Annotated in this window: 28 protein-coding genes and 1 riboswitch; of the genes, 7 read left to right on the top strand and 21 right to left on the bottom strand. The window is 69.7% G+C overall.

What is annotated here, in order from left to right:
- Positions 1-35 precede the first annotated feature (35 nt).
- Both recX and recA read right to left on the bottom strand, forming a co-directional pair.
- Positions 36-557: a recombination regulator RecX gene (gene recX, locus A5691_RS25535; RefSeq protein WP_068017333.1), complete on the bottom strand. Its 522-nt coding sequence runs from the start codon at positions 555-557 to the stop codon at positions 36-38.
- Positions 523-1,575 (bottom strand): recombinase RecA, encoded by a 1,053-nt coding sequence (gene recA, locus A5691_RS25530; protein WP_067747318.1) that lies wholly within the window; start codon positions 1,573-1,575, stop codon positions 523-525. The genes recX and recA overlap by 35 nt, the downstream gene beginning before the upstream one ends.
- A 167-nt stretch (positions 1,576-1,742) precedes the next feature.
- A riboswitch (cobalamin riboswitch) is annotated at positions 1,743-1,868 on the top strand.
- 42 nt (positions 1,869-1,910) lie between these two features.
- Here recA and A5691_RS25525 point away from each other — a divergent pair.
- On the top strand, positions 1,911-2,618 hold the full coding sequence (locus A5691_RS25525; RefSeq protein WP_082950496.1) for a (2Fe-2S)-binding protein: 708 nt from the start codon (positions 1,911-1,913) through the stop codon (positions 2,616-2,618).
- A 108-nt stretch (positions 2,619-2,726) separates the two neighbouring features.
- On the opposite strand, the gene A5691_RS25520 is transcribed toward A5691_RS25525, so the two are convergent.
- Genes A5691_RS25520 through A5691_RS25510 form a run of 3 tightly spaced genes read right to left on the bottom strand, consistent with a single transcriptional unit; the run spans position 2,727 to position 4,427 of the window.
- Complete coding sequence (locus A5691_RS25520; protein ID WP_067747316.1) at positions 2,727-2,921, bottom strand: DUF3046 domain-containing protein; 195 nt, start codon at positions 2,919-2,921, stop codon at positions 2,727-2,729.
- 43 nt (positions 2,922-2,964) lie between these two features.
- Positions 2,965-3,228: a hypothetical protein gene (locus A5691_RS25515; protein ID WP_067747313.1), complete on the bottom strand. Its 264-nt coding sequence runs from the start codon at positions 3,226-3,228 to the stop codon at positions 2,965-2,967.
- A 32-nt stretch (positions 3,229-3,260) separates the two neighbouring features.
- Entirely contained in the window at positions 3,261-4,427 is a 1,167-nt protein-coding gene (locus A5691_RS25510) for a glycosyltransferase (protein ID WP_068017336.1), read from the bottom strand.
- Positions 4,428-4,480: 53 nt separating this feature from the next.
- On the opposite strand from A5691_RS25510, the gene A5691_RS25505 reads away from it, so the two are divergent.
- Positions 4,481-4,912 (top strand): limonene-1,2-epoxide hydrolase family protein, encoded by a 432-nt coding sequence (locus A5691_RS25505; protein ID WP_067747309.1) that lies wholly within the window; start codon positions 4,481-4,483, stop codon positions 4,910-4,912.
- On the opposite strand, the gene A5691_RS25500 is transcribed toward A5691_RS25505, so the two are convergent.
- The 4 genes from A5691_RS25500 to pgsA all read right to left on the bottom strand — a co-directional run bounded on the left by A5691_RS25500 (position 4,909) and on the right by pgsA (position 7,751).
- Positions 4,909-5,712, bottom strand: coding sequence for a hypothetical protein (locus A5691_RS25500; protein WP_156734819.1), 804 nt, complete (start codon positions 5,710-5,712; stop codon positions 4,909-4,911). The genes A5691_RS25505 and A5691_RS25500 overlap by 4 nt on opposite strands.
- 16 nt (positions 5,713-5,728) lie before the next feature.
- A complete protein-coding gene (gene pspA / locus A5691_RS25495) occupies positions 5,729-6,559 on the bottom strand; it encodes a phage shock protein PspA (RefSeq protein ID WP_067747303.1) in 831 nt (276 codons plus the stop codon).
- Between the two features lie 127 nt (positions 6,560-6,686).
- Positions 6,687-7,037: a transcriptional regulator ClgR gene (gene clgR / locus A5691_RS25490; protein ID WP_067747301.1), complete on the bottom strand. Its 351-nt coding sequence runs from the start codon at positions 7,035-7,037 to the stop codon at positions 6,687-6,689.
- Between the two features lie 114 nt (positions 7,038-7,151).
- Positions 7,152-7,751, bottom strand: a complete 600-nt coding sequence (gene pgsA / locus A5691_RS25485) for a CDP-diacylglycerol--glycerol-3-phosphate 3-phosphatidyltransferase (protein ID WP_067747298.1) — start codon at positions 7,749-7,751, stop codon at positions 7,152-7,154.
- A gap of 38 nt (positions 7,752-7,789) precedes the next feature.
- Between pgsA and A5691_RS25480 the strand changes: the two genes are divergently transcribed.
- Positions 7,790-8,317 carry an amino-acid N-acetyltransferase gene (locus A5691_RS25480; protein ID WP_067747296.1) on the top strand — a complete coding sequence of 176 codons (528 nt, stop codon included), beginning with the start codon at positions 7,790-7,792 and terminating at the stop codon, positions 8,315-8,317.
- A 70-nt stretch (positions 8,318-8,387) separates the two neighbouring features.
- On the opposite strand, the gene A5691_RS25475 is transcribed toward A5691_RS25480, so the two are convergent.
- Positions 8,388-10,865 carry a DNA translocase FtsK gene (locus tag A5691_RS25475; RefSeq protein ID WP_082950495.1) on the bottom strand — a complete coding sequence of 826 codons (2,478 nt, stop codon included), beginning with the start codon at positions 10,863-10,865 and terminating at the stop codon, positions 8,388-8,390.
- Positions 10,866-11,043: 178 nt separating this feature from the next.
- On the opposite strand from A5691_RS25475, the gene A5691_RS25470 reads away from it, so the two are divergent.
- The 3 genes from A5691_RS25470 to A5691_RS25460 are packed head-to-tail and all read left to right on the top strand — an operon-like array spanning position 11,044 to position 13,044.
- Positions 11,044-11,358: a putative quinol monooxygenase gene (locus tag A5691_RS25470; protein ID WP_067781730.1), complete on the top strand. Its 315-nt coding sequence runs from the start codon at positions 11,044-11,046 to the stop codon at positions 11,356-11,358.
- On the top strand, positions 11,355-12,176 hold the full coding sequence (locus A5691_RS25465) for a mycofactocin-coupled SDR family oxidoreductase (RefSeq protein WP_067269159.1): 822 nt from the start codon (positions 11,355-11,357) through the stop codon (positions 12,174-12,176). The genes A5691_RS25470 and A5691_RS25465 overlap by 4 nt, the downstream gene beginning before the upstream one ends.
- A 4-nt stretch (positions 12,177-12,180) precedes the next feature.
- Complete coding sequence (locus A5691_RS25460; RefSeq protein WP_067747291.1) at positions 12,181-13,044, top strand: SAM-dependent methyltransferase; 864 nt, start codon at positions 12,181-12,183, stop codon at positions 13,042-13,044.
- An 87-nt stretch (positions 13,045-13,131) separates the two neighbouring features.
- On the opposite strand, the gene A5691_RS25455 is transcribed toward A5691_RS25460, so the two are convergent.
- The 9 genes from A5691_RS25455 to A5691_RS25415 form a co-directional block, all read right to left on the bottom strand.
- Entirely contained in the window at positions 13,132-14,808 is a 1,677-nt protein-coding gene (locus tag A5691_RS25455; RefSeq protein WP_067747289.1) for a ribonuclease J, read from the bottom strand.
- Positions 14,809-14,827: 19 nt separating this feature from the next.
- Positions 14,828-15,730 carry a 4-hydroxy-tetrahydrodipicolinate synthase gene (gene dapA, locus A5691_RS25450; RefSeq protein WP_067747286.1) on the bottom strand — a complete coding sequence of 301 codons (903 nt, stop codon included), beginning with the start codon at positions 15,728-15,730 and terminating at the stop codon, positions 14,828-14,830.
- A 196-nt stretch (positions 15,731-15,926) separates the two neighbouring features.
- The gene (thyX, locus tag A5691_RS25445; RefSeq protein ID WP_067747381.1) at positions 15,927-16,679 is read right to left on the bottom strand and encodes an FAD-dependent thymidylate synthase; all 753 of its coding nucleotides are present in this window, start codon (positions 16,677-16,679) and stop codon (positions 15,927-15,929) included.
- 10 nt (positions 16,680-16,689) lie between these two features.
- The gene (locus A5691_RS25440) at positions 16,690-17,751 is read right to left on the bottom strand and encodes a restriction endonuclease subunit S (RefSeq protein ID WP_067747284.1); all 1,062 of its coding nucleotides are present in this window, start codon (positions 17,749-17,751) and stop codon (positions 16,690-16,692) included.
- Positions 17,748-19,121, bottom strand: a complete 1,374-nt coding sequence (locus A5691_RS25435; protein ID WP_067747282.1) for an N-6 DNA methylase — start codon at positions 19,119-19,121, stop codon at positions 17,748-17,750. The genes A5691_RS25440 and A5691_RS25435 overlap by 4 nt, the downstream gene beginning before the upstream one ends.
- Positions 19,121-20,365 carry a winged helix-turn-helix domain-containing protein gene (locus A5691_RS25430; protein WP_197499043.1) on the bottom strand — a complete coding sequence of 415 codons (1,245 nt, stop codon included), beginning with the start codon at positions 20,363-20,365 and terminating at the stop codon, positions 19,121-19,123. The genes A5691_RS25435 and A5691_RS25430 overlap by 1 nt, the downstream gene beginning before the upstream one ends.
- A 50-nt stretch (positions 20,366-20,415) precedes the next feature.
- The gene (locus A5691_RS25425) at positions 20,416-21,117 is read right to left on the bottom strand and encodes a cell division protein DivIVA (protein ID WP_067747280.1); all 702 of its coding nucleotides are present in this window, start codon (positions 21,115-21,117) and stop codon (positions 20,416-20,418) included.
- Between the two features lie 86 nt (positions 21,118-21,203).
- Entirely contained in the window at positions 21,204-21,701 is a 498-nt protein-coding gene (locus A5691_RS25420) for a dihydrofolate reductase (protein WP_067747278.1), read from the bottom strand.
- Entirely contained in the window at positions 21,698-22,498 is an 801-nt protein-coding gene (locus A5691_RS25415; protein WP_067747276.1) for a thymidylate synthase, read from the bottom strand. Before A5691_RS25415 ends, A5691_RS25420 begins: the two co-directional genes overlap by 4 nt.
- A gap of 42 nt (positions 22,499-22,540) precedes the next feature.
- Here A5691_RS25415 and A5691_RS25410 point away from each other — a divergent pair, with 42 nt between their 5' ends.
- Positions 22,541-23,281 carry a dienelactone hydrolase family protein gene (locus A5691_RS25410; RefSeq protein WP_067747273.1) on the top strand — a complete coding sequence of 247 codons (741 nt, stop codon included), beginning with the start codon at positions 22,541-22,543 and terminating at the stop codon, positions 23,279-23,281.
- On the opposite strand, the gene A5691_RS25405 is transcribed toward A5691_RS25410, so the two are convergent.
- On the bottom strand, positions 23,270-24,484 hold the full coding sequence (locus A5691_RS25405; RefSeq protein ID WP_068017997.1) for a glycosyltransferase: 1,215 nt from the start codon (positions 24,482-24,484) through the stop codon (positions 23,270-23,272). The two genes, A5691_RS25410 and A5691_RS25405, sit on opposite strands and share 12 nt — an antisense overlap.
- Before the next feature lie 198 nt (positions 24,485-24,682).
- On the bottom strand, positions 24,683-24,941 hold a 259-nt coding region (locus A5691_RS25400; RefSeq protein WP_197504903.1), incomplete at its 5' end, for an acyl-CoA dehydrogenase family protein.

Here is a 24,941-nt window from a genome sequence, read left to right as displayed (position 1 = left end):
GGTACGGCGACCCGGCGGTACCCGAGAAACCGCAGCTAGACCCGGCGGCGGTCCCGTTCGGCGGCCAGCTCGGCGAGGACGACCTCGCACGCCAGGTTCTGGCTGTAGCCCCGGCGCGCCAGCATTCCGACCAGCCGGCGGGTCACCCGCGCGTCGTCGCCGTCCAGCGTCTCGCGACGCAACTTGGCCCGCACCAACTCCTCGGCCCGGTCCCGTTCGGCGCCGGCGTCGATCCCGGACAGCGCCGAGGCGATCACGTCCTTGTCGACACCCTTGGTGTGCAATTCGGCGGCCAGGGCGCGCTTGCTCTTGCCGGCCTTCGCCCGGCGCGAGCGCACCCACTGTTCGGCGAAGTCGGCGTCATCGACCAAGCCGACGGTTGCGAGTCGGTCAAGCACGGCGGCGCTGATGTCCTCGGGGTAGCCGCGCTTCGCGAGTTGGCCGTGCAGCTCGGCGCGGGTGCGCGCCCTCACGGTGAGCAGGCGCAGGCACAGGGTCCGCGCCTGCTCCTCGCGAGAGGGCTCAGAAATCGACGGGGGCGGGCAGGACGCTGTCATCGGACAAGCCATCGGTCACAACCGCACCAATGCCAAGCTTTTCCTTGATCTTCTTCTCGATCTCGTTGGCCACGTCGGCGTTCTCCATCAAGAAGGTGCGGGCATTCTCCTTGCCCTGGCCGAGCTGCTCACCCTCGTAGGTGAACCAGGAACCCGACTTGCGGATGAAGCCCTGCTCCACCCCCATGTCGATCAGCGAGCCCTCCCGGCTGATCCCCCTGCCGTAGAGGATGTCGAACTCGGCCTGCTTGAACGGCGGCGACACTTTGTTCTTGACGACCTTGACCCGGGTGCGGTTGCCCACCGCGTTGGTACCGTCCTTGAGGGTCTCGATCCGGCGCACGTCCATGCGCACCGAGGCGTAGAACTTCAAAGCCTTTCCACCCGTGGTGGTTTCGGGGCTGCCGAACATCACCCCGATCTTCTCGCGCAACTGGTTGATGAAGATGGCGGTGGTGCCCGAATTGTTCAGCGCGCCAGTCATTTTCCGTAGCGCCTGGCTCATCAGCCGGGCCTGCAGCCCGACGTGGCTGTCACCCATCTCGCCCTCGAGTTCGGCGCGCGGCACCAGGGCCGCCACCGAGTCGATGACCAGGATGTCCAGCGCGCCGGAGCGGATCAGCATGTCGGCGATCTCGAGGGCCTGCTCCCCCGTGTCGGGCTGGCTGACCAACAGGGAATCGGTGTCGACGCCGAGCTTCTTGGCGTAGTCCGGATCCAGGGCGTGCTCGGCGTCGATGAACGCCGCGACGCCACCGGCGGCCTGGGCGTTGGCCACCGCGTGCAGGGCGACGGTGGTCTTACCCGAGGATTCCGGGCCGTAGATCTCCACGACCCGGCCGCGGGGCAGGCCGCCGATGCCCAGGGCCACGTCCAGTGCGATGGATCCGGTCGGGATGACCGAGATCGGCTGACGCATCTCGTCGCCGAGACGCATCACCGAGCCTTTGCCGTAGCTCTTTTCGATCTGGGCCATCGCCAGCTCGAGAGCCTTCTCGCGGTCGGGGGCTTGCGTCATGGTGCCTCTCCTATGGTTCGGTGTGTTCGGTGACCGATATCGGTCGGTTGGCCGTGACACTAGAGAAGGCCACCGACAAGTTGTCTCGCCGAACGTTCCCCACAGTAGCCGAACACCTGTTCGATTCAAGCGGACACGCCGAAGCCACGCGCGTGTGGCAACATTTGCTACCGAAACGCGCTGACGGGGCCCATGGAGCCTGAGGAAACCGGTGTGAATCCGGTGCGGTCCCGCCACTGTGACCGGGATGCCCTCCCGAGAGCCAGACACTCGCCGTCAGCGCTTCCTCACGACAACTGGGGCGGATTTCCCCGTGAAAGTCTGGTTGCGCATCGATGGACATCTCCGCTGAGCTGGCCGAAATAGCCTCGTATCAAGGGTTTTTCGCGTTCACCGTGGGCGGGACCGCGGCCGGGTGGCACCCGGTCCGGCGGTCCTACGCCGACGGGTTCGCCGACTTGGTCGAGGCCACCGCCCGGCGCTATCGCATGACGGATCTGCGGATCGGCGCCTCGCTGGTTCATCTCGGACACGCCACCCGCCTGTGGTCGCCCGTGCTCGCGTGCGCGCTGGCCCACGGCGTCGTCCCCGACCTGGACGACCTGCAACGCGCCGGCGACGGGGCGCAATTGCGGCTGCCCGCGCCGGCCGGGTTCCCCGCCCGCTCACCGGACACCCTGTACCGGGCGGTGGTGCGCGAGCACATGCAGCCGCTCGCCGCCGGCCTGCGGGTCAAGCTGGCGCCCGCGCTGCTGGCGGGCAACGTGGCGTCGGCGCTGGTCGGCGCCGCCCGGGCCCTCCTGGCGGCGCGACCGGACCTCGACCTGCAGATCGCCGAAACGACCCGTGCGCTGCTGAGCACCGGTGTGCTGGCCGGATCGGGCGTCGTCACCGGCCCGCGCCTGGCCTTCAGGCGCCGCAGTTGTTGCCTCTTCTATCGGCTGCCCGGTGGAACCGTGTGCGGCGACTGCGTCTTCGAGACGCAGCCGCCGGACCGGCCTCGGGCGCCGCGTCGTTTGCCCCCGACGCGCGGGGGTACCTGAGCACCACGCCCACCGAGACATCCCTGCGAGCCCTCGCGTTGATCTGTCGGTACACCTCGCGGGGCTACTGCGGCAGCACCAATACCGACCTACGAATGGGCTGCCCACTCACCACTGGTCGCGCGGCACGTCGAAGTCCACGCACAGGGCCCGCCACACGTCACGGGGCTCGACCCCGTCCTCGATCGCCTGGGCGGCGGTGCGGCCGCCGAAACCGGTCAGCACGTGGTCGGCCAGGACCGAAGAACCGTATGCCGCACCGAATCGCAGGACCACCCGCTCGTTGAATTCCGTTAGCCGCACGCCAGCAAGATACCCACCGGGTGCCGATCGGACACCGGCCGCGTCAGCGCCAGCTGGCCGGCAGGTCGTTGAGGTGATTGGGGCAATAGTCCTGAACGGCCTCGGACATGGTGGTCCGCGCGCGCTGCGCCGACATCCGGGAGCGCAACTGCATGAAGGCGTACTCGGCCGGCGCATAGCCCTGCTCGGCGGCCGCCGGATCGTCCATCAACTGGCACGCCTGCTGCTCGTCGCCGCTGTCGGCGCGGGCGACACCCGAGCTGAACATCAAGGCCAGAAGCAGGCCGCCGGCCGCGATCGATTTCATTGCCGTTGCCCTCCTTTGCGCGACCTTGGCCATCATCCCGTCAGAGCGAGCGCCTCGTGGCACACCCGCACCGGATCGGCCACGCCGGCGATGCTAGCGGCGGCGGTCCGGGCCGCCTGGCGGTATCGGGGCGACGACAGCACCTCGTTGACCGCGGCCACCAACGCCCCGGCGGTCAGCGGCCGCACCAGCAGCCCGCTGCCCTGCCGGACCACCCGGTTGGCGATCTCCCATTGGTCGCCGCCGCCGGGCACCACCACCAGCGGCACCCCCGCCAGCAGCGTCTTGGCCACCATGCCGTGCCCGCCGCCGCAGATGGCCAGGTCGGCGTGCGTCAACAACTCGGCCTGGCTGCCCAGCCCGACCACCGCCCACGGCGGCACCTGCAGATCCGTACCGCCCAGCCGGGAGACCACCAGCCGCGATCCGGCGGGCAGCGTCTCCCCGGGCCGCAGGTGAGCCAGCGCGACCTCGGCCATGCCCTCGGTCCCGGTCGACGCGGTCGACGGCGCCACCACCACCACGGGCCCCGAACCCGCCGGGATGTCCAGCACCCGATCGGTCGGTTCGAAGTGCAACGGGCCCACCACCACGGCCTCGGACGGCCAGTCCGGCCGCGGCACCTCGAGGGCGGGCAGGGTGGCGATCAGCCGCCGCAGCGGGCCGGGGTCGTGGGCCGGCAGCCCGATCTCGACCCGCACGGCCGCGCGTTGCCGCAGGCCCGCGCGCCACGACCGCGCGGTGAGCGCCCGCATCGTCGCATCGCGGAGCCGGCCGCGGATACCCGTGCCCGGCGCCAGCCCGCTGCCGATCGGCGGCAACCCCTTCGACGGCAAATACAGCGGGTGCGGGTCCAGCTCGATCCACGGGATGCCCAACAGCTCGGCGGCCATGCCGCCGCCGGCGGTGATGACGTCGGAGACCACCAGGTCGGGCGACAGCTCGCGCAGCGCCGGCACGTTCAGGACGGCCATCCGCGCCGCGCGCCGATGAATCCGCGCGCCGGCGTCGACGTCGTCGTCGGTGGCCGCCAGCCCGTCCAGCGGCGCGGCGCCGATGCCTGCGGCGCGGGCGGTGTCGAGCCACTCGGCGCCGGTGAACAGCGTGGGCTCGTCACCGGCCCGGGCGAAGCGTTGGCACAGCGCAATCGCGGGAAACGAGTGCCCGGGATCCGGCCCGGCGACCACGGCGACACGCATCGGCCTTACCCTGCCACAGCGCGCGGCCGCGACGCTCGCCTACGCTGGCGATCATGACCGAGCCGACCGGGACAGCCGTTGCGAACACCCGCACGGTCGAGACCTTCCTGAACGCCCTGCAGGACGCCGATTACGACGCCGCCGACGCGGCACTGGACGACGACCTCGTCTACGAAAATGTCGGGCTGCCGACGATTCGTGGCCGCGCCAGGGCCATGAAGCTGTTTCGCCAGATGGACGGCCGCGCCGCCTTCGAGGTGAAGATCCACCGGATCGCCGCGGACGGCGGCGCGGTGCTCACCGAGCGCACCGACGCCCTGATCTTCGGCCCGCTGCGGCTTCAGTTCTGGGTGTGCGGCGTGTTCGAGGTCCACGACGGACGAATCACGTTGTGGCGCGATTACTTTGACTTTTTCGACATGGTCAAGGCCACCCTTCGCGGCCTGGCGGCGATGGTGGTGCCGTCGTTGAAGGCGACGTTCTAGCTCGCTCCGCGCAGACCGCCGAGTTCGTCGAACGCCTGCGCCCAGCCGACCAGGCGGTCGGTGGCCCCGGTCAGCTCGGCGCGGTAGCGCTGCGAGGCCGCCAACTGGTCGCCGTTGGCGGAGGACACCAATTGCGCTGCGGCGGTGACCATTTCGTTGTATTGGCGAACGCCGGCGCTGAGCTGCGCGGTGAACGCGTTGATGGTAGGCACCAGATACGTTCGCGATGATTCGCTGGACTCGGCCGCCCGCTCCATCGACACCACCTCCGCGGCGGTGGCCGCCATGGCCGCCGAACTCTTGCTGGCCGCCGCGGACAGGTCGCGTATTTCGGCGGTCGGCAGCATCGATCCCCGCTCGATCACGTTCAGCAGCGACAGGAATCCGCGCTCGGAGGCGCCCAGCGCGTACATCGCGGGCCGCGCCGACGAGCCGGGCGGCGGCAGCCGTCGCACGTTCGCCGGGCGGGGTGTGGGCAGCGGCTCGGAACGCAGCCACCGGTAGCGCAGCAACAGCAGCGTCGCCGGGACGGCCATGATGACCGCGACAGCGCCGGTGATCTCCAAGAGCAGCGCGAACCAGCCCCACGCCGCGAGCAGCATCGTCACCACCGCCCAGAACACACAGCCGACGGCGAAGATCAGGCCCCACCGCAGCGCGCGGCGCCGCCGCCGCAACAGCCGAGCGCGGGGATCCGCTGCGGCGCTGAGCTTTTGGGCCACCAGGTCGGAGAGGTCGGCGGCGGTGGCCAATCCCCGCCCCAGCACCGTGCGCCAGAGCCCGCCCCGTGTCTCGCTCACCGCCCCGACACCCGGGCTACTGGCCAAAGGGCTTCTCGGTGGCCGCGCTCCCGGTCGTCTCCGCGGGCGCGGGCGCCGCCTGCGGGGTGGCCCCGGGGGCAGGCGTCCCACCGGTCGGCAACGCTTCGCCGCGCATCGAGGCGCGGATCTGCTCCAGCCGGGAGTGACCGGCCATCTGCACGCCGGCCTGCTCGACCTCGAGCATGCGGCCCTGCACGGAGCTCTGCGCGAGCTCGGCCGATCCGATCGCGTTGGCGTAGCGGCGTTCGATCTTGTCGCGCACCTCGTCGAGGCTGGGCACGTTGCCGGGCGCGGCGATCTCGCTCATCGAGCGCAGCGAGGCGCTGACCTGTTCCTGCATCTTCGCCTGCTCGAGCTGGCTGAGCAGCTTGGTGCGCTCGGCGATCTTCTGCTGCAGCACCATCGCGTTCTGCTCGACCGCCTTCTTGGCCTGGGCGGCCGCGCTCAGCGCCTGGTCGTGCAGGGTCTTGAGGTCCTCGACGCTTTGCTCAGCGGTCACCAGCTGGGCCGCGAACGCCTCGGCGGCGTTGTTGTACTCGGCGGCCTTGGCGGCGTCTCCGGCGGCGGTGGCCTGGTCGGCCAGCGTCAGGGCCTGGCGGACGTTGACCTGCAGCTTTTCGATGTCGGCGAGTTGCCGGTTCAGCCGCATCTCGAGTTGGCGCTGGTTGCCGATCACCTGGGCGGCCTGCTGGGTCAGCGCCTGGTGCGTGCGCTGCGCCTCCTCGATCGCCTGCTGGATCTGCACCTTGGGGTCGGCGTGCTCGTCGATCTTCGCGTTGAACAGCGCCATGAGGTACTTCCACGCTTTGACGAACGGATTGGCCATGAGTGAGCTCCACCTTCGCTTCGTATAGGCCGGATGGTCCCGGGATGGGCCGACGCTTGTCGCTCAATTTAGTGGGTCGGCGCCGATCGCCCTACCCCTAGCGGTCGATCGTTGCCGCCGGTGTGGCTCAGGCGATCGCCAGGGATGCCACCGGCGGGATGACGACCTTGGTGTCGGCGTCGATGCTGGGGCCGCGCAGCCCGTCGGCGGGCGCCCCGTGGGCCACGCGTTCGCGGGCCCGTTCCTGGCCGGCCATCCGCTCGCCGGCGTCGGTCAGCACCGACGACAGCGGGACCTGCAACGCCTCGCAGATCGCGTTGAGCAGCTCGCTGGACGGCTCCTTGCGGCCACGCTCCACCTCGGACAAATACCCAAGGCTCACTCGCGCCGAATCGGAGACCTCGCGCAGCGTCCGGCCCTGCGTCATGCGGGCCTCACGCAGCACGTCGCCGATGACCTCGCGCACTAATGGCGGCATTCCTGCCCTCCTTCGTCCAGTCAGCCCGCTCGGCGCGAATAGGCCGCGACTGCAGGCGCTCAAAAGGTGAAACGCGGGCGGCGGGGCGTTGGTTCCCGTTCGGCGACCGCAGAATCAGTCGGACGTCCGGCGCACTTCCCGCACGGTCGACACCACGTAGTCGATGCCGGTGACGATCGTGAGCACGATCGCCACCCCCATCACCACCGCCGCCGCCACCCGCAGCGGCCCCGACAGCGGCAGGATGAACAGGCCGATCGCCACCACCTGCACCACGGTCTTGACCTTGCCGCCCCAGCTGGCCGGGATGACCCCGCGGCGGATCACGGCGAGCCGCAGCACGGTCACGCCGAACTCGCGGGCCAGGATCACCACGGTGACCCACCAGGGCAGGTCACCCAGCATCGACAGGCCGATCAGCGCCGAGCCGACCAGCGTCTTGTCCGCGATCGGATCGACGAAGGCCCCGAATTCCGTTGCCATGCCGTAATTGCGGGCCAGCAGGCCATCCAACCGATCGGTGATGCAGGCGATCGCGAAGATCACGAAAGCCACGATCCGAAAGGCGAACTCGTGACCGTCCTTGGCGAACAGCGCGAGCAGGAAGATCGGGACCAACACCAGCCGCAGCAACGTCAGCGTGTTGGCGAGGTTTGCGATGTGGACGCGGCCCGGCGGTCCGGTCAACGGACCCGTTTGCGGCTGCCCCGACACCGCAACAGAATAACTGTTGACCAGCGCAGCCGTCCCCGATGCCGATACTGTTAGCCGTGACCGATAGTTCGCAGGACTGCCTGGTGCGACGCGCGCGAACCTCCGACGTCCCCGCCATCAAGCAGCTCGTCGACACCTACGCCGGCAGGATCCTGCTCGAGAAGAACCTGGTGACGCTGTACGAGGCCGTCCAGGAATTCTGGGTGGCCGAACGCGAGGGCGCCGTGGTCGGCTGCGGTGCGCTGCACGTGATGTGGTCCGACCTGGGCGAGATCCGCACCGTCGCGGTCGACCCGGCGATGACCGGCCACGGCATCGGCCACGCGATCGTCGACCGGCTGCTTGAGGTCGCGCGCGAGCTGCAGCTCAAGCGGCTGTTCGTGCTCACGTTCGAGACGGAGTTCTTCGGCAAGCACGGGTTCACCGAGATCGAGGGCACGCCGGTGACCGCGGAGGTGTTCGAGGAGATGTGCCGCTCCTACGACATCGGTGTCGCCGAGTTCCTCGACCTGAGTTACGTCAAGCCCAACATCCTGGGCAACTCCCGCATGCTGCTGGTGCTCTGACTCGCCGAGCGTGACATGAGGCGGGAAATCGGCCGAAATCTCGCCGTGGGTGCACGTTCGGCGCCGGGGGCTAGTCGTCGGGGTCGCCGCCGTCGGCGTCGGCGCCGCCCCGGATCAGCGCCAGCGTTCCGGCCAGCTCGTCGGGCTTGACCAGCACGTCGCGCGCCTTGGATCCCTCGCTGGGCCCGACGATGCCGCGCGTCTCCATCAGGTCCATCAGCCGGCCGGCCTTGGCGAAGCCGACCCGCAGCTTGCGCTGCAGCATCGAGGTGGAGCCGAACTGGCTGGACACCACGAGCTCGACCGCCTGCAAGAACACGTCCATGTCGTCGCCGATGTCCGGGTCGACGTCGGTGCGCTCGCCGGTGGGCTTGGCCGTCGTGACGCCCTCGGTGTATTCGGGCTCGGCCTGGTCCTTGCAGGCCGTGACGACGGCGTGGATCTCCTCGTCGGTGATGTAGGCGCCCTGCAGGCGCAGCGGCTTGCTCGCGCCCATCGGCAGGAACAGGCCGTCGCCCATGCCGATCAGCTTCTCGGCGCCGGCCTGGTCCAGGATCACCCGGCTGTCGGTGAGCGACGACGTCGCGAACGCGAGCCGCGACGGCACGTTGGTCTTGATCAGGCCGGTGACCACGTCGACCGACGGGCGCTGGGTGGCCAGCACCAGGTGGATGCCCGCCGCCCGGGCCTTCTGGGTGATCCGCACGATGGCGTCCTCGACGTCGCGGGGCGCGGTCATCATCAGGTCGGCCAGCTCGTCGACGATCGCGACGACGTACGGGTAGGGCCGGTATTCGCGCTGGCTGCCCAGCGGCGCGGTGATGGCCCCCGACCGCACCTTTGCGTTGAAGTCGTCGATGTGGCGCACCCGGGAAGCCTGCATGTCCTGGTAGCGCTGCTCCATCTCCTCGACCAGCCAGGCCAGGGCGGCCGCGGCCTTCTTCGGCTGCGTGATGATCGGGGTGATCAGGTGCGGAATCCCCTCGTACGGGGTCAGCTCCACCATCTTCGGGTCGATCAGGATCATCCTGACCTCCTCGGGCGTGGCCCGGGTCAGCAAGGAGACCAGCATGGAGTTGACGAAGCTCGACTTACCCGAACCGGTGGAGCCGGCGACCAGCAGGTGCGGCATCTTGGCCAGGTTGGCCGAGATGAAGTCGCCCTCGATGTCCTTGCCAAGCCCGATCACCAGCGGGTGGTGGTCGCGGCGGGTCGACGGCGCGGTGAGCACGTCGGCCAGCCGCACCATCTCCCGGTCGGTGTTGGGCACCTCGATGCCGACGGCGGATTTGCCGGGGATCGGGGCCAGCATGCGCACGCTCTCGGTGGCCACCGCGTAGGCGATGTTCTTCTGCAGCGCGGTGATCTTCTCCACCTTCACGCCCGGGCCCAGCTCGACCTCGTACCGGGTGACGGTCGGCCCGCGGGTGCAGCCGGTGACGGCCGCGTCGACCTTGAACTGGGTGAGCACCTCGCTGATGGCGTCGGCCATGACCGTGTTGGCGGCGCTGCGCTTCTTCGGCGGGTCCCCCGCCACCAGCAGGTTCAGCGAGGGCAGCGTGTAGGGGCCCTCGACGACCCGGTCGACGATCTCGGGCGGCTTCTTGGCGCGACGGCGGCTCTTCCCGATGGCCGGCTCCGGTGTGGTGGGGATGTCGTCCTCGTTGTCCCGCAGGGCCGGGGCCGGGTCGGCCGCCGGCCAGGCTTGCGGCTCGTCTTCGGGAAGCGAGCTCTCGTCGTAAAAGTCTTCGGCCACAGCGGAATCCGCGTAGTCGTCATAGTCGTCGTACTCGCCGTATTCGTCGTCGCCGAGCAACCGGGCGCCGAACATGGCGCGGACCGCGTCGGGCACCTCGCGGATCGTGGTTCCGGTCAGCAACAGCAGGCCGAACATGAAGCCGATGAACAACAGGGGCGCGGCGATCCAGGCCGTCAGCCCGTCCGACAGCGGGCCGCCGATGGCGAAGCCGATGAATCCCGCCGCGCGGCGGCGCGCCTCGGGGTCTTCAGGCGAACCGGACCACAGGTGCCGCAGGCCGAGCACCGACAGCGCGATCAGGGTGCCGCCGAGGATGAGCCTCGGGCGCGCGTCCGGGTTGGGCTGCGTGCGCATCAGCGTCACCGCCACCGCGGCGGTGACGACCGGGAGCGCCAGCACGCCCGCACCGATGAAGGTCCGCAACAGCGTGTCGACCCATGCACCGACCGGTCGGGCGGCGTTGAACCACGAGCTCGCGGCGACCACGACGGAAAGGCCGAGCAGCATCAGCGCGATCCCGTCGCGGCGGTGTCCCGGGTCGATGTCGCGGGCCCGCCCGATCGACCGGGCCGCGCCGCCCGTGCTGCGCGCGGCCATCAGCCAGGTGGCGCGCAGGGCGCGCCCGCCGGTCAGCCCGGCGGCCACCAGCAGCGACTGGTTGCGCCGTTTCGCGGGCCTGCTCGGCCGCTTGCGGGGTGCCGCCGGCCGCGCGCGACCCGACCCACTCCGCGAAGTGGCCTTTGACCTGCTCGTTCGAGCTTTGGAGCGGGCCGCGGTCTTATTAGCCATGTCGGCAAGGGTAGTCGCACCGACATCATCTACACCACCCGCCACACTGGTAACGGTTTGGCCATGTGACCCATCTGACGGGTGGTCCAAGGGGCCGCGTGAGTAGGGTGGACAACCGGTGACCCAGGTAACAGAGCCATGCACGTCACCCACCCCGTACGCCCCAGGAGGCCCCAGCATGCCCGTCGTCGTCGTTGCCACCATGACCGTCAAACCGGAATCGGTCGACACAGTCCGCGACATCCTCACGCAGGCGGTGGAGGAAGTGCACAACGAACCGGGTTGCCAGTTGTACTCACTGCACCAATCGGGCGAAACCTTCGTTTTCGTCGAGCAGTGGGCCGACGAAGAGGCGCTCAAGGCCCACAGCACCGCCCCGGCCATCGGCAAGATGTTCGGCGCCGCCGGCGAGCACCTGGCCGGGGCGCCGGACATCAAGATGCTGCAGCCCGTGCCCGCGGGTGACCCGGACAAGGGTCAGCTGCGGTCCTGATGACCCGGCCACTCGAGGGCAAGGTCGCCTTCATCACCGGCGCGGCGCGCGGCCAGGGTCGCGCGCACGCGGTGCGGCTGGCCTCCGACGGCGCGGACATCATCGCGGTCGACCTGTGCGACCAGATCGCCAGCGTCCCCTATCCGCTGGCCACCGAGGAAGACCTGGCGCAAACCGTCAAGCTGGTCGAGGACACGGGCTCGCGCATCGTGGCCGCTCGTGGCGACGTGCGCGACCGGGCGTCGCTGTCGGCCGCCCTGCAGGCCGGCCTGGACGAGTTCGGCCGGCTCGACATCGTCGTCGCCAACGCCGGCATCGCACCGATGCAATCGGGTGACGACGGCTGGCGCGACGTCATCGACGTCAACCTCACCGGCGTCTACAACACCATCAAGGCCGCCATCCCGACCATGGTCAAGCAGGGCACCGGGGGGTCGATCGTGCTGATCAGTTCCAGCGCCGGGCTGGCCGGGGTGGGCAGCCCGGACGCCGGTTCCGTCGGCTATGCGGCCGCCAAACACGGCGTGGTGGGGCTGATGCGGGTATACGCGAATCTGCTTGCAACACAGTATATTCGGGTCAACTCGATACACCCCTCGGGTGTCGAGACCCCGATGATCAACAACGAGTTCACCCGGGAATGGCTGGCCAAGATGGCCGCCGCGACCGACACGCCCGGAGCCATGGGCAACGCGATGCCGGTGGAGGTACTGGACGTCGAGGACGTCGCCAACGCGGTGGCGTGGCTGGTGAGCGACCAGGCGCGCTACATCACCGGCGTGACGTTGCCGGTCGACGCCGGCTTCTTGAACAAGTAGTCGAATGCCACGAAACTCCGCCGCGCAGACCGCCTTTGGGCCGATGGTGCTGGCGGCCGTCGAACAGAACGAACCGCCGGGCCGCCGCTTGGTGGACGACGACCTGGCGGAGCTGTTCCTGCCGGCGCCGCTGCGGTTGCTGGTGGCGGCGACACGCGCCCGGCCGGTGCGCCGCCTGATGATGCGCGGATCGGAGTGGTCGGGCCGCGGGCTGTGGGCGAACCTAGCCTGCCGCAAGCGATTTATCGGCGACAAGCTGGCCGAGGCGCTCGACGGCATCGACGCCGTCGTCATCCTCGGCGCCGGACTGGACACCCGCGCCTACCTGCTGACACGGCAGATTCGCATCCCCGTGTTCGAGGTCGACCTGCCCGTCAACGTCGCCCGGAAGGTGAAGACGGTCCGACGGGTGCTGGGCGGCCCGCCGATGTCGGTCCGGCAGGTGGCGTTGGACCTGGAGCGCGACGACCTGCTGACGGCCCTGGCCGAGCACGGCTATCGCACCGACTACCGGGCCTTTTTCATCTGCGAGGGCGTCACCCAATACCTGACCGAAGCCACCGTCCGGCGGACGCTGGAGGGGTTGCGCGCGGCCGCGCCCGGCAGTCGTCTGGTATTCACCTACGTCCGGCGCGATTTCATCGAAGGCAAGAATCGGTACGGCACTCGTACGCTCTATCGCAGCGTCCGGCAGTTGTGGCGCTTCGGTTTACAGCCCGAAGAGGTCGGCGCGTTCGTCGGGGATTACGGTTGGCGACTGCTGGAGCAGGCCGGCCCCGACGAACTCGTCCAGCGCTACGTGGAGCCGACCGGTCGCAAACTCAAGGCCTCGCAACTGGAATGGTCGGCCTACGCGGAGAAGCTTTAGCCCCCCGCCTCACCTCCCGCGCCGCGACACATAATCGTCCGCGACGACACGCCGCTAAGCGTCGCAGCGGTTGATGTTTCGCGGGGCTCAGACCTCGATGACCGTCGGCACGATCATCGGTTGCCGCCGGTAGGTCTCGCCCACCCACTTGCCGACGGTGCGGCGCACGGCCTGCGCGATGCGGCCCGGGTCGGTGATGTTGTCGGCGGCAAGCAGTTCCAGCTCCGCCTCGACCCGGCGCCCGGCGGGTTCCAGCGCCTTGGGGTCCTCGGAGAACCCGCGTGAATGCAGGTGCGGCGCGGCCACCGGACGCCCGGTGCCGCGCTGGACGACCACCGTCACCGCGACGAAACCCGACGACAGGATGAGCCGTTCGCCGAGCGTGATGTCGCCGACGTCGCCGCTGATCAGCCCGTCGACGAACATCTTGCCCACCGGCACCGCCCCGGCGATCGACGCCGTGCCGGCGACCAGGTCGACGCTGACGCCGTTCTCCGCCAACAGGATCGACTCCTCCGGCACCCCGGTGCTGGCCGCCAGCTTGGCGTTGGCCCGCAGCATCCGCCAGGTGCCGTGCACCGGCATGACGTTGCGCGGCCGCACGCCGTTGTAGAGGAACAGCAGCTCACCGGCGTACGCGTGACCCGAAACATGCACCCGGGCTTGGGCATTGGTGACGACGCGGGCCCCAATCTTGGCGAGCGCGTCGATCACGCCGTAGACCGCCTCCTCGTTGCCGGGGATCAGCGACGAGGCCAGCACGATCAAATCGCCCGCCGTCAGCGTGATGCTGCGATGCTCGCCGCGCGACATCCGCGACAGCGCCGACATGGGTTCGCCCTGGGTGCCGGTGGTGATCAGCACCACCCGCTCGGGCGGCATCATCTCGGCCGCGCCGATGTCGATCACGTCGGAATCGGCCACCCGCAGGAACCCGAGCTCGCGGGCGATGCCCATGTTGCGCACCATCGAGCGCCCGACGAAGGACACGCGGCGGCCCAACGCGACCGCGGCATCGATGATCTGCTGCACCCGGTCCACATTGGAGGCGAAGCACGCCACGATGACGCGGCCCTCGGCGCCGCGGATCAGGCGGTGCAGCGTCGGCCCCACCTCGCTCTCCGACGGCCCGACGCCCGGGATCTCGGAGTTGGTCGAGTCGCACAGGAACAGGTCCACTCCGGCGTCACCGAGCCGGGACATCCCGGGCAGATCGGTGGGCCGCCCGTCGAGGGGCAGCTGATCGAGCTTGATGTCGCCGGTGTGCAAGACGGTTCCCGCGCCGGTGTGCACGGCGATGGCCAGCGCGTCGGGGATGGAGTGGTTGACGGCGAAGTACTCGCACTCGAAGACGCCGTGCGTGCTGCGCTGCCCCTCGGTCACCTCGACGAACACCGGCTTGAGCCGGTGCTCACGGCATTTCGCCGCCACCAGCGCGAGGGTGAACTTCGACCCGACCACGGGGATATCGGGGCGCAGCTTCAACAGGAACGGGATGCCGCCGATGTGATCCTCGTGCGCGTGGGTCAGCACCAGCGCCTCGATGTCGTCGAGCCGATCTTCGATCAGGCGCAAGTCCGGCAGTATCAGGTCCACCCCGGGCTCGTCGTGGGTGGGGAACATCACCCCGCAGTCGATGATCAGCAGCCGACCCAGGTGCTCGAAAACCGTCATGTTGCGGCCGATTTCGCTGATGCCGCCCAGCGCGGTGACCCGCAACCCACCAGTGGTCAAGGGACCAGGGGGGGCGAGGTCTACATCCACTTACCGGCCACCCTCTGCCTCACCGCAGCACCGAGGCCGCGCGCATATCGGCGGCCAGGGCATCGATCTGCTCGGGTGTGGCCGGCATCTGCGGCAACCGGGGATCGCCGACCTCGATGCCCTGCAGGCGCAGACCCGCCTTGGACAGCGTCACGCCGCCCAGCCGGCCCATCGCGTCACACAACGGGGCGAGGGTGCTGTTGATCTTGCGGGCGGTGGCGATGTCGCCGGATGCGAACGCGGACAACATCTCTCGGAGCTGGCCCGCGGCCAGATGCGAGATCACGCTGATGAATCCGGTGGCGCCCATGGCCAGCCACGGCAGGTTCAGCGCGTCGTCGCCCGAGTAGTAGGCCAGTCCCGTCTCGGCCATGATCTGGCCGCCGCCGTGCAGATCGGCCTTGGCGTCCTTGACGCCGACGATGTTGGGGTGCAATGCCAACGCGCGGAGCGTGTCCGCCTCGATCGGCACCACCGACCGCGGCGGAATGTCGTAGAGCAGCACCGGCAGCTCGGTCGCGTCGGCGACGGCGGTGAAGTGCGCGATCAACCCGCTCTGCGGCGGCCTCGAGTAGTAGGGCGTGACCACCAGCAGCCCGTGGGCGCCCTCGGCCGCGCAGGCCTTGGCCAGCCGGACGCTGTGCGCGGTGTCATACGTGCCCGCGCCGGCGATGACCCGGGCGCGGTCGCCCACGGCGTCCAGCACGACGCGCAACAGCTCGCGCTTCTCGTCGTCGGTGGTGGTAGGCGACTCGCCGGTGGTTCCGGAGACCACCAGGCCGTCACATCCGGCGTCTACCAGGTGGTTCGCCAATTGGGCGGCGGCGGCGGTGTCCAGCGAACCGTCGGGAGCGAACGGTGTCGCCATCGCCGTCAGCACGGTTCCCAACCGGGCCGGGGCGTCGAATCCGACGGTGCTCACGGTCTTTAGGTTACCTGGCGGCGGCAAGCTCTTTAGCAACGGCGCGGGCCGGCGCTCCGGTCGGTCGCGGGCGCACGGGCAGCCTCACCAGCCCCACCCTCCCCCGCAGGTCCGGGTATCGCCGAAGTGCCCGCCTCCGAGCGACAACGGCACGGGAGCGGTGGCCGCGGCCCGAGGCCGCAGTGACGGCTGAGGCTCAGGCTTCGGTCGCCAGCGGGCTGGTGGCCACCTGGGTCCCGTCGGCCAGGGTCGAGATCTCGAAGTCGGCGAACACCGCGGGCGCGGCGTCCGCGAGCTGGCGCAGGCATTCGATCGCCAGCCGCCGGATTTCCACGTCGGCGTGCTCGCTGGCGCGCATGGCGATGAAGTGGCGCCAGGTCCGGTAGTTGCCGGTCACGACGATGCGGGTTTCGGTCGCGTTCGGCAGCACGGCCCGAGCGGCCTGCCGCGCCTGCTTGCGCCGCAGGATGGCGTTCGGCTGGTCGGCGAACTTGGCCTCCAGCCTGGCCAGCAGGTCGGCGTAGGTGGCCCGGCTGGCGTCGGCGGCCTCGGTCAGGATGCGCTGGAGTTCGGGGTCGTCTTCCATGCCCGGGGGCACCACGACTTGCGACTCACCCTCGGGGACGTAGCGCTGCGACAGCTGGGAGAAGGAGAAATGCCGGTGCCGGATCAGCTCGTGTGTGAGCGAGCGGGAGACGCCGGTGATGTAGAACGAGACGTTCGCGTGCTCGAGCACGGAGAAATGCCCGACGTCGATGATGTGCTTGATGTAGCCGGCGTTGGTCGCGGTCTTGGGGTTGGGCTTCGACCAGCTCTGATAGCAGGCCCGGCCGGCGAATTCGACCAGCGCCGGCCCCCCGTCGGCGTCGGTGGTCCACGGCACGTCCGGCGGCGCCAGGAACTCGGTCTTGGCGATCAGTTGCACGCGTAGCGGCGCGGTCTCGGCCACGGCGCTCACCTTAACGTGGTGACCGAATCGGGAGCTCACCCGATATCAGCAGCGGCAGCAGCGCGTCGCGGAACTCGGACAACCGCGCGCTTTCGGCGCGGCGCGCGTGGCACAGCGCGCCCAGGCCGGTGATCGCCTCCAATCGCGCGGCGGGCAGGTGCCGGACGTCGGGGACCCGCACCTCCAGCAGATCGCGCGGTTGGATCCGCTGATGGCTGCCCGACGTGCCGGCGACCCGGCGTTGCAACCATGCGGAGACCTCCGGTTGCCGCACGGCCGACCACAGGGTCGACGCGTCCACCCCCACCGGCAGCAGGACGACGAACTCGCTGCTGGCCAAGGCCATTTCCGACGGCAGGCGGGACACGTTCCAGATTCGCGGGATCCGCGGATTGAGCTTCGCGAACAACACGCACGGCCCGGGCAGCAGGAATTTGCCGCTCCTGACGGAGTCGGCGGTCACGACGCGGGGTTTCGCCCCGTCGTCGAACGCCGGAAGGCTGAAATGCGCGACCACGTCGTCGAAGTCGGCCACGTCGAGGAATGCCGTCGACCGGCTCGCCAGGCTGGACACTGGCACGCGCTCGCGGACCGACCCGGCCATGGCCACCATCAGGTTCTCGGCGGCCCCGATCACCCGGTGATTGGCCGAGATCTTGTCGTCAAGGGCGCCGAGCATTTCGGCGATCGCCCCGCGCTGCGGCGCCGCCACGCTGTGCACCGCGACGTCGCGCAGGATTCTCTTGCTCAGCAGCGGCTGTCCCGATCCGGCCCGGTGGTCGCCCAGGCGGCAGGTTTGCATCGCGTAGTACCAGTACCGCGTCTCGCGTGGGTCCTTCGCCCGGCACACCAGTGCGTTCTCGGTGACCCAGGCGTCGGAGTCGCAGTACCGCAGGCTGCCGCACTGCGACCCGACGCGCCCGAGGACGATCAGCGGGCCGGCCGCGTTGTGCTCGGCGGCATAACCGATGGTCCCGTTGGCGCCGTAGACGCGAACGCGTCCGCCCGGCGCCGACCGAGGCGCCCTGCTGCCGGTGCCGAAGTCCAGGTGGTCGCCCAGCGTGGTCTTCACCGCAGGCGCTCCAGTTGTTGGCGCACGACGCCGTCCAGCCGTGCCGATTCGTCCAGCGCCGCCAGCAGGTCACCCGTCAGCCCGGCGATCCTCTCCTCGACGGGCTCGCCGTCGTCCTCGGCCGCCGGCGCACCGACATAGCGACCGGGCGTGAGCGGATAGCCGGCGGCCGCGATGTCGTCGAGCGACACGGACGCGCAGAATCCCGGAACATCCTGATAGGTAACGCCTTTCGCGGCGGCGGATTCCGACCCACGCCACGCGTGATAGGTGTCGCCGATGCGGACGATCTCCTGGTCCGTCAACACCCTTTCGGCGCGCTCGACCAGGTGGCCGAAGCCGCGCGCGTCGATGAACAACACCTGACCGGACCGCTCGCCCTTGTCCGTGTCGAAGAACCACAGGCAAACCGGTATCGAGGTGCTGCGGAACAGTTGCGCGGGCAGGGCGACCATGCACGACACCAGGTCGGCATCGACGATCCGTGCGCGAATGGCGCCCTCTCCCAATGTGTTCGAGGACATCGAGCCATTGGCCATCACCACGCCGGCCTTGCCGCCGGGGGCCAGTTTGGACAGGATGTGCTGAATCCAGGCGTAGTTGGCGTTGCCGGCGGGTGGGACGCCGAACCGCCAGCGGGGGTCGCGCTCGTCGCGGGCCCAATCTTTTATGTTGAAGGGCGGATTGGCCATCACGTAGTCCATTTGCACGCCCGCGTGCAGATCGTCGACGAACGTGTCGGCCCACCGCGCGCCCAGCCCCGTGTTGTCGACGCCGTGCACGGCGAGGTTCATCTTCGCGATCCGCCAGGTCTGCTCGACGCTTTCCTGCCCGCAGATCCTCACTCGCGCGGGATCGCCGTCGTGTTCGGCGATGAACCGCTCGGTCTGCACGAACATGCCGCCCGAACCGCAGCACGGGTCATACACCCGCCCGCCCGACGGTTCCAGCGCCTCGACGAGCACCCGGACCACGCTGGGCGGGGTGAAGAATTCGCCGCCCCGCCGCCCCTCTGCGCGCGCGAAATTGGCCAGAAAGTACTCGTACACCTCGCCCATCAGGTCCCGCGCGCGGCCCGGCTCGCCGAATCGGGCGGCGTCGAGCAGGCGCAGCAGCTCCCCGAGCCGGCGCCGGTCGAGGTCCTCGTAAAACCGCGGCAGCGCCGCCGCCGCCATCGCGTCATCGACGAGCCGCCCGATGTTCGGCGATTCCGCGTTGGCCACCAACAACTTCCACTGGTCCGCCGCGGCGTGCTTGAGGTAGACCAGCCCGAGGATGACGTCCTTGTACTGGCCGGCCGACAGGGAGCCGCGCAGCTTGTTGGCCGCATTCCAAAGCGTGTCCTTGAGCTGTTTGTCCGTCGCCCGCATCAGCTGACCGCCCGCAGGTCGGCGGCCAGGTCCCCCCGGGTCGCGACGCTGAATCCGCTCAGGCTCAGCCACGAAGCCATCGACCGCAGTTCGCCGGCCAGCGCCTCGACCGCGCGGGACCGCGGCGCGTCGGGTTCGCCGAAGGCGCCCATGACGCGCAGCGTGTCGGCGGTCCGGTCGGCCTTGAGGTCGACCCGGGCGACCAGTTGCCCGTCCATCAGCAGCGGCCACACGTAGTAGCCGTACTGGCGCTGGGCGGCCGGCGTGTAGATCTCGATGCGGTAATGAAACCCGAACAGCCGCTCCACCCGAGGCCGAAAGAAGATCAGCGGGTCGAACGGACACAACAGCGCCGTGCCGCGGTCGGCGCGGGGCACCGCCCGGCCGGCGCGCAGGTAGGCCGGCGCGGGCCAGCCGTCGACCTCGACCCGCTCGATCTCCCCCGCGGCCAGCAGGTCGGCGACGGCCGGCTTGACCTGCTGGGCCGATAGCCGGAAGTAGTCGCGGATGTCGGCCTCGGTCCCCACGCCCAACGCGGTGGCGGCCCGCAACGTGAGTTCGCGGACGGCTTCCTCGTCGTCGACCTCCCGCGCCAGCACGGCCGCCGGCAGCACGCGTTCGACCAGGTCATAATGGCGGGCGAAGCCCACCCGCGTGGCCGTGGTGAGCACACCGGCGGCGAACAGCGCCTCGGCGACCCATTTGGTGTCGCTGCGGTTCCACCAGGTGCCCTTCTTGCGGCGCGGCTCGGCGGCGAGGTGCGCCTCGATCTGTCCGGCGGTGCTGGGGCCAAGTTCGGCGACGGCGGCGACGATGTCGTCGGCGAGTTGGGGGTTGGCCTTGACGATGTGGGTGCCCCAGCGACCGTGGCGGTATTGGCGCATTCGCCAGCGCAGCAGCGGCCAGTCGTCGACGGCCACCAGCGCGGCCTCGTGCGCCCAGTATTCGGCCAGCAGCCGCGCCGGGCGCGGGCCCCAGGCGGCGCGATCCAACACGTCGCGGTCGTAGGGCCCGAGCCGGCTGAACACCGGCGCGTAGTGGGCGCGCACCGCGACCGAGACCGAATCAAGTTGCAGGACTTGAATTCTGGATATCAACCGCTTCAGGTGAGCGCGAGTGATCGGACCGGCGGGCGGCGGCTCGGTAAAACCTTGGGCGGCAACGGCGATTCGCCGGGCTTGCGCGGCCGACAGCCTGCGGGTCGGGATCGACACGGCGCCGAGAATACCGGCCGGGTGCGACAACCCTCGGCGGCGACGCGGCGCCGCCCGTCCGTCCGCCCGTTCGAGGCGGGCTAACCCGTGCTGACTTTGCCGTCCAACGGCACGACGACGCTGGGCTCCGGGGCGTTCTTCTGCTCCTGGTAGGCCGACTCGAGCGCGGCCGGAACCGCTTCGAGGTCGCGGAACACGCCCATCAGCTGCTCGAGGACATGGATCCGTTGCCGGATCGCCTCGTCCGCCGCGCGCTGGGCCTGCTCACGATAGTGATCGGCCTCCCGTTGCGCGTCCCGCCACGACTTGTCGATCGCCGCTTCCGTTTCGGCGCGCATCTCGGCCAATTCGGCGTCGAGCTGCTTCTTGGCTTCTTCGTAATCGGTTTCCATGGCTTTTCGTTGCTCGGCCATCTCCGCCAACTCCTCTTCGTGCTTTCGCTGCGCGGCCTGGACCTCGGCCTCGGCCGCGGCGATCATCGCGTCCGCCTCGCTGCGCGCCTCGGCCTGCATCTCGGCGACCTCGTCGACCGCGCGGCGCAGCATCTGCGCCATGCGGCGCTGCACCGCGTGGGGGGAAGGCGAGGTGTCGGCGAGGACGGCGACCTCCTTGCGCAGCGCGGCCGTCTCGTCGCCGGCCGCCTTCAGCCGGCTCCTCAGGTTCTCGACATCGTCGAGCAACAACTGCTGCTTGGTGGTCAGCATCTCGATGTGGGCGTCGACCGCGGACGGATCGTAGCCCCTGAAAATGCGCGTGAACGCTCTCGTGGGTTCGGTTATCACTGCCAATTCCCCCTTCTGGCAACGTGTGGTGACCTGGTGAGACCGACCCCCGCGTCCGAGTGTGTCACGGTCGCGGAGACCGACACTCATGCCCGACGGTAGCTGTGCAGGCGGTACCGCAACCCCGTGCGGCTGACCTGCCACTCCCCCGTCTCACCCAGCCAGCTGTCGTCGAGCACCGGCGCCAGCGCGTCGTCGTCGTCGCGCCGCAGGTCGACTTCGACCTCGGTGACCTCGCACCGCGTGGCGCGCGGCAGCGCGAGCAGATACACCTGCTCGCCGCCGATCACCCAGGTCTGCGGCTCACCCTCGCATTCGGCGAGAGCCGCCTCGAGCGATCCGGCGATCTGCGCGCCGTCGGCAACGAAATCGCTCCTTCGCGAGAGTACGACATTTTTGCGGCCCGGCAGCGGCCGGACCTTGCTCGGCAAGGACTCCCATGTGCGCCGGCCCATCACGACCGTATGCCCCACGGTCAGCTCTTTGAACCGGATCAAGTCCTCAGGCACCCGCCAGGGGATGTCGCCGCCGCGACCGATGATGCCGGATGTCGACTGAGCCCAGATCAGCCCGAGTTCGGTCATACCGCGACCGGCGCTTTGATCGCCGGATGCGGGTCGTAATTCTTGACGACCACGTCCTCGTAGGTGTAGTCGAAGATCGAATCACGCTGCGCCAGTACCAGTTCCGGGTAGGGGCGGGGCTCGCGACTCAGCTGGGTGCGCACCTGCTCGACGTGGTTGTCGTAGATGTGGCAGTCGCCGCCCGTCCAGACGAACTCGCCGACCGCCAGGCCGGCCTGGGCGGCCATCATGTGGGTGAGCAGCGCGTAGCTGGCGATGTTGAACGGCACACCGAGAAACAGGTCGGCGCTGCGCTGATACAGCTGGCAACTGAGCCGACCGTCCGCCACGTAGAACTGGAAGAAGGCGTGGCACGGCGGCAGCGCCATCTGCGGGATCTCCCCGACGTTCCAGGCCGACACGATGATGCGCCGCGAGTTCGGGTCCGTGCGCAGCAACTGAAGCGCCGCGCTGATCTGGTCGACGTGCTCACCGGTCGGCGTGGGCCAGGATCGCCACTGCACGCCGTATATCGGCCCGAGATCGCCCGTCTCGCTTGCCCATTCGTCCCAGATGGTGACTCCGTGCTCGTGCAGCCAGGCGACGTTGGAGTCGCCGCGCAAGAACCACAGCAACTCGTAGATGACCGACTTGAGATGCACCTTCTTGGTGGTCAGCAGCGGGAAGCCGGCCGACAGGTCGTAGCGCAATTGCTGGCCGAACAGGCTGCGGGTCCCGGTGCCGGTGCGGTCGGATTTGGCCGTGCCCCGTTCGAGCACCAGGCGCAGCAGGTCCTCATAGGGCGTCGGGATCGGCACGCGGCCAGCTTAGCCGCGGCGGCCGGGAGTAAAACGGAGGCCATGCCGCAATTCACCGACTCCATCACCACCGCCGACGGCAGCTGCCCCGTCGGCCTGTTCACGCCAGCGGGTCCGGGTCCCTGGCCGGGCGTAATCATGTACTGCGATGCCGGCGGGGTGCGTGACACCTTCGACGAGATGGCCGCCAAGCTGGCCGGCTTCGGTTACGCCGTGCTGCTCCCCGACGTGTATTACCGCAGCGGCGACTGGGCCCCGTTCGACATGGGCACCGTGTTCGGCGACGAGCGGGAGCGCAGGCGGCTGTTCGGCATGATCGGCAGCCTCACCCCCGACAAGATCGCCGGCGACGCCGTCGCGTTCTTCGACTACCTGGCGGCCCGCCCGGAGGTGTCCGGGGAACGCTTCGGCGTGTGCGGCTACTGCATGGGCGGGCGGGCGTCGCTGATCGTCGCCGGCCGGGTACCCGAGCGCGTCGCCGCCGCGGCGTCGTTCCACGGCGGTGGCCTGGTGAGCGACGCCGCGGACAGCCCCCACCTGCTGGCCGACCGGATGAGCGCGACGGTGTACGTGGGCGGCGCCAAGGACGACGCCTCCTTCACACATGACGACGCCGAACAGCTGGACAAGGCGCTGACCGCAGCCGGCGTGCAGCACACCATCGAGTGGTATCCGGCCGGCCACGGGTTCGCGGTCCCGGACAACGCGCCGTACGACCCCGTCGCGGCCGAGCGGCACTGGCAGGCCATGACCGAGGTCTTCGGTTCCGCGCTACCGCGCTAACCCGTCGAGCAGCAACGACGCCGCCGCCATCGCCCCGTCGGTACGGATCTTGGTGGCCACGACGCCCGCCCGCGCACCGGTCTCCGGCGCCAGGACGGTCTTCAGGGCGGCCGTCAGCGACCGGGCGGTGGGGGCCGGGCCGCCGTGCGCGATGCCGATGCCCAGCTCCGCCACCCGGCCGGCCCAGTACGGCTGGTCGGCCCCCTGCGGCACCAACACCTGCGGCGCGCCGGCCAGCGCGGCGGTGGTCGTGGTGCCCGCACCGCCGTGGTGCACGACGGCCGCGACCCGGGCGAAGAGCGCCCGGTGGTTGAGCTCACCGACGGCCAGGCAATCGTCCCGGTCGTCTATCGGGGTCAGGCCGGACCAGCCGCGGTAGAGAATCGCCCGGTGGCCCAGGGCGCGGACGGCCTCGACGACCGCGCGGGAGAGGTCGCTCGCGGCGCGCATGGGCATGCTGCCGAAGCCGACGTACACCGGCGGCGGCCCGTCGTCCAGGAACGCCGCCACGTCCGCAGGCAACGGGCGTTCATCGCAGAGCAGCCACGCCCCCGTCTGGACCACGTCCAGCCCGCTGCCCTCCGGCCACGGGCCCAGGGTCGGATCCGCCGCCAGCCACGGCCGGTCGGTCAGGGCGTGGTCGCGGATGTCATCCACCGGCGGCAGGCCCAGCGACGCGCGGTGGTTGTTGAGCGTCGTCCCGAACAGCGTGTGCATGTGCTGCGCGTCCATCTGCCACAACACCCGGTTGTCGATCGCGCCCGGCGGGATCTGGCCTGCGTACGTCGGGGGCATGTGGTGCGGTGACGGCAGGATCGTCGGCTGGTAGCTCACGTAGACGTAAGGGATGCCCAGGCGCTCGGCCACCGACCGCGCTCCCGCCGCCACCGGTGGAAAGCCGGTTGCGACGAGGAGGTCACAGCCGTCGGCCGCGTCGGCAACCGTGTCGAATTGCGCGGCGACGAGCCCGTCCAGGTGCCGGCGTAGGTCGTCCTCCGACGGCGTGAGCCCGGCCGCCCTGGCGCGCCATGAATCGCCGAATGGACTCAGCTCCAAGCCGATTCCGGCCAGCAGGTCCGCGAATTCCTGGTCCGGCGGCGCGCATACCCGAACTTCCGCGCCGTTCGCTCGCAACTGAACCCCGAGTGCCGCCAACGGTTCGACCGCCCCGCGCGAATCGTGAGTTGACAGCAACACCCGCATTCCGATGTTTTCACCTCCGCACGGCGCGGCCGGCCACGTCGTCGGGCCACCGCGGACCGACACTGTCTCACAAAACGGCGGCCCGCCGTGCGCGCCCATCTTCCAACGAGAAGCGCGCCCTCCCACGAATACAGCGGCGGGAAAACGCATTACACGCTCCCCCGACGGGCCGCGGGGAAAAAATCAATCCGAGCCCAACTATTTCGGCGGCAGGTCCACCAACTCGCCCAGCCGGGCGCGGTGGCGGTAGGCGGTGCCGAAGATCAACTGATCGCTCTTGGCCCGCTTGAGGTAAAGGTGCGCGGGATACTCCCACGTCATGCCGATGCCGCCGTGCAGCTGGACGCATTCCTCGGCGGCGTGCACGGCGACGCCGCTGCAATACGCCTGGGCAAGCGCCGCGGCGACGGCGGCCCGCCACGCCGCCGACACGTGTGCCCGCGCCGACGAAGACGCC

It is taken from the genome of Mycobacterium sp. E183 (assembly GCF_001667735.1).
GTDB lineage: Bacteria > Actinomycetota > Actinomycetes > Mycobacteriales > Mycobacteriaceae > Mycobacterium.
Note: the sequence above shows the minus strand (reverse complement) of the source record. Positions and strands in the feature narration are given on the sequence as shown.

Bases quoted from the DNA above. Each gene is read 5' to 3' on its own strand.
- A5691_RS25515 (WP_067747313.1), bottom strand. From the start codon at position 3,228: ATGAAATCGATCGCGGCCGGCGGCCTGCTTCTGGCCTTGATGTTCAGC.
- A5691_RS25505 (WP_067747309.1), top strand. From the start codon at position 4,481: ATGACCGAGCCGACCGGGACAGCCGTTGCGAACACCCGCACGGTCGAG.
- pspA (WP_067747303.1), bottom strand. From the start codon at position 6,559: ATGGCCAATCCGTTCGTCAAAGCGTGGAAGTACCTCATGGCGCTGTTC.
- A5691_RS25470 (WP_067781730.1), top strand. From the start codon at position 11,044: ATGCCCGTCGTCGTCGTTGCCACCATGACCGTCAAACCGGAATCGGTC.
- clgR (WP_067747301.1), bottom strand. From the start codon at position 7,037: ATGCCGCCATTAGTGCGCGAGGTCATCGGCGACGTGCTGCGTGAGGCC.
- A5691_RS25410 (WP_067747273.1), top strand. From the start codon at position 22,541: ATGCCGCAATTCACCGACTCCATCACCACCGCCGACGGCAGCTGCCCC.
- A5691_RS25510 (WP_068017336.1), bottom strand. From the start codon at position 4,427: ATGCGTGTCGCCGTGGTCGCCGGGCCGGATCCCGGGCACTCGTTTCCC.
- recA (WP_067747318.1), bottom strand. From the start codon at position 1,575: ATGACGCAAGCCCCCGACCGCGAGAAGGCTCTCGAGCTGGCGATGGCC.
- A5691_RS25405 (WP_068017997.1), bottom strand. From the start codon at position 24,484: ATGCGGGTGTTGCTGTCAACTCACGATTCGCGCGGGGCGGTCGAACCG.
- A5691_RS25435 (WP_067747282.1), bottom strand. From the start codon at position 19,121: ATGCGGGCGACGGACAAACAGCTCAAGGACACGCTTTGGAATGCGGCC.
- A5691_RS25475 (WP_082950495.1), bottom strand. From the start codon at position 10,865: ATGGCTAATAAGACCGCGGCCCGCTCCAAAGCTCGAACGAGCAGGTCA.
- A5691_RS25420 (WP_067747278.1), bottom strand. From the start codon at position 21,701: ATGACCGAACTCGGGCTGATCTGGGCTCAGTCGACATCCGGCATCATC.
- A5691_RS25525 (WP_082950496.1), top strand. From the start codon at position 1,911: ATGGACATCTCCGCTGAGCTGGCCGAAATAGCCTCGTATCAAGGGTTT.
- A5691_RS25460 (WP_067747291.1), top strand. From the start codon at position 12,181: ATGCCACGAAACTCCGCCGCGCAGACCGCCTTTGGGCCGATGGTGCTG.
- A5691_RS25480 (WP_067747296.1), top strand. From the start codon at position 7,790: ATGCCGATACTGTTAGCCGTGACCGATAGTTCGCAGGACTGCCTGGTG.
- recX (WP_068017333.1), bottom strand. From the start codon at position 557: ATGACAGCGTCCTGCCCGCCCCCGTCGATTTCTGAGCCCTCTCGCGAG.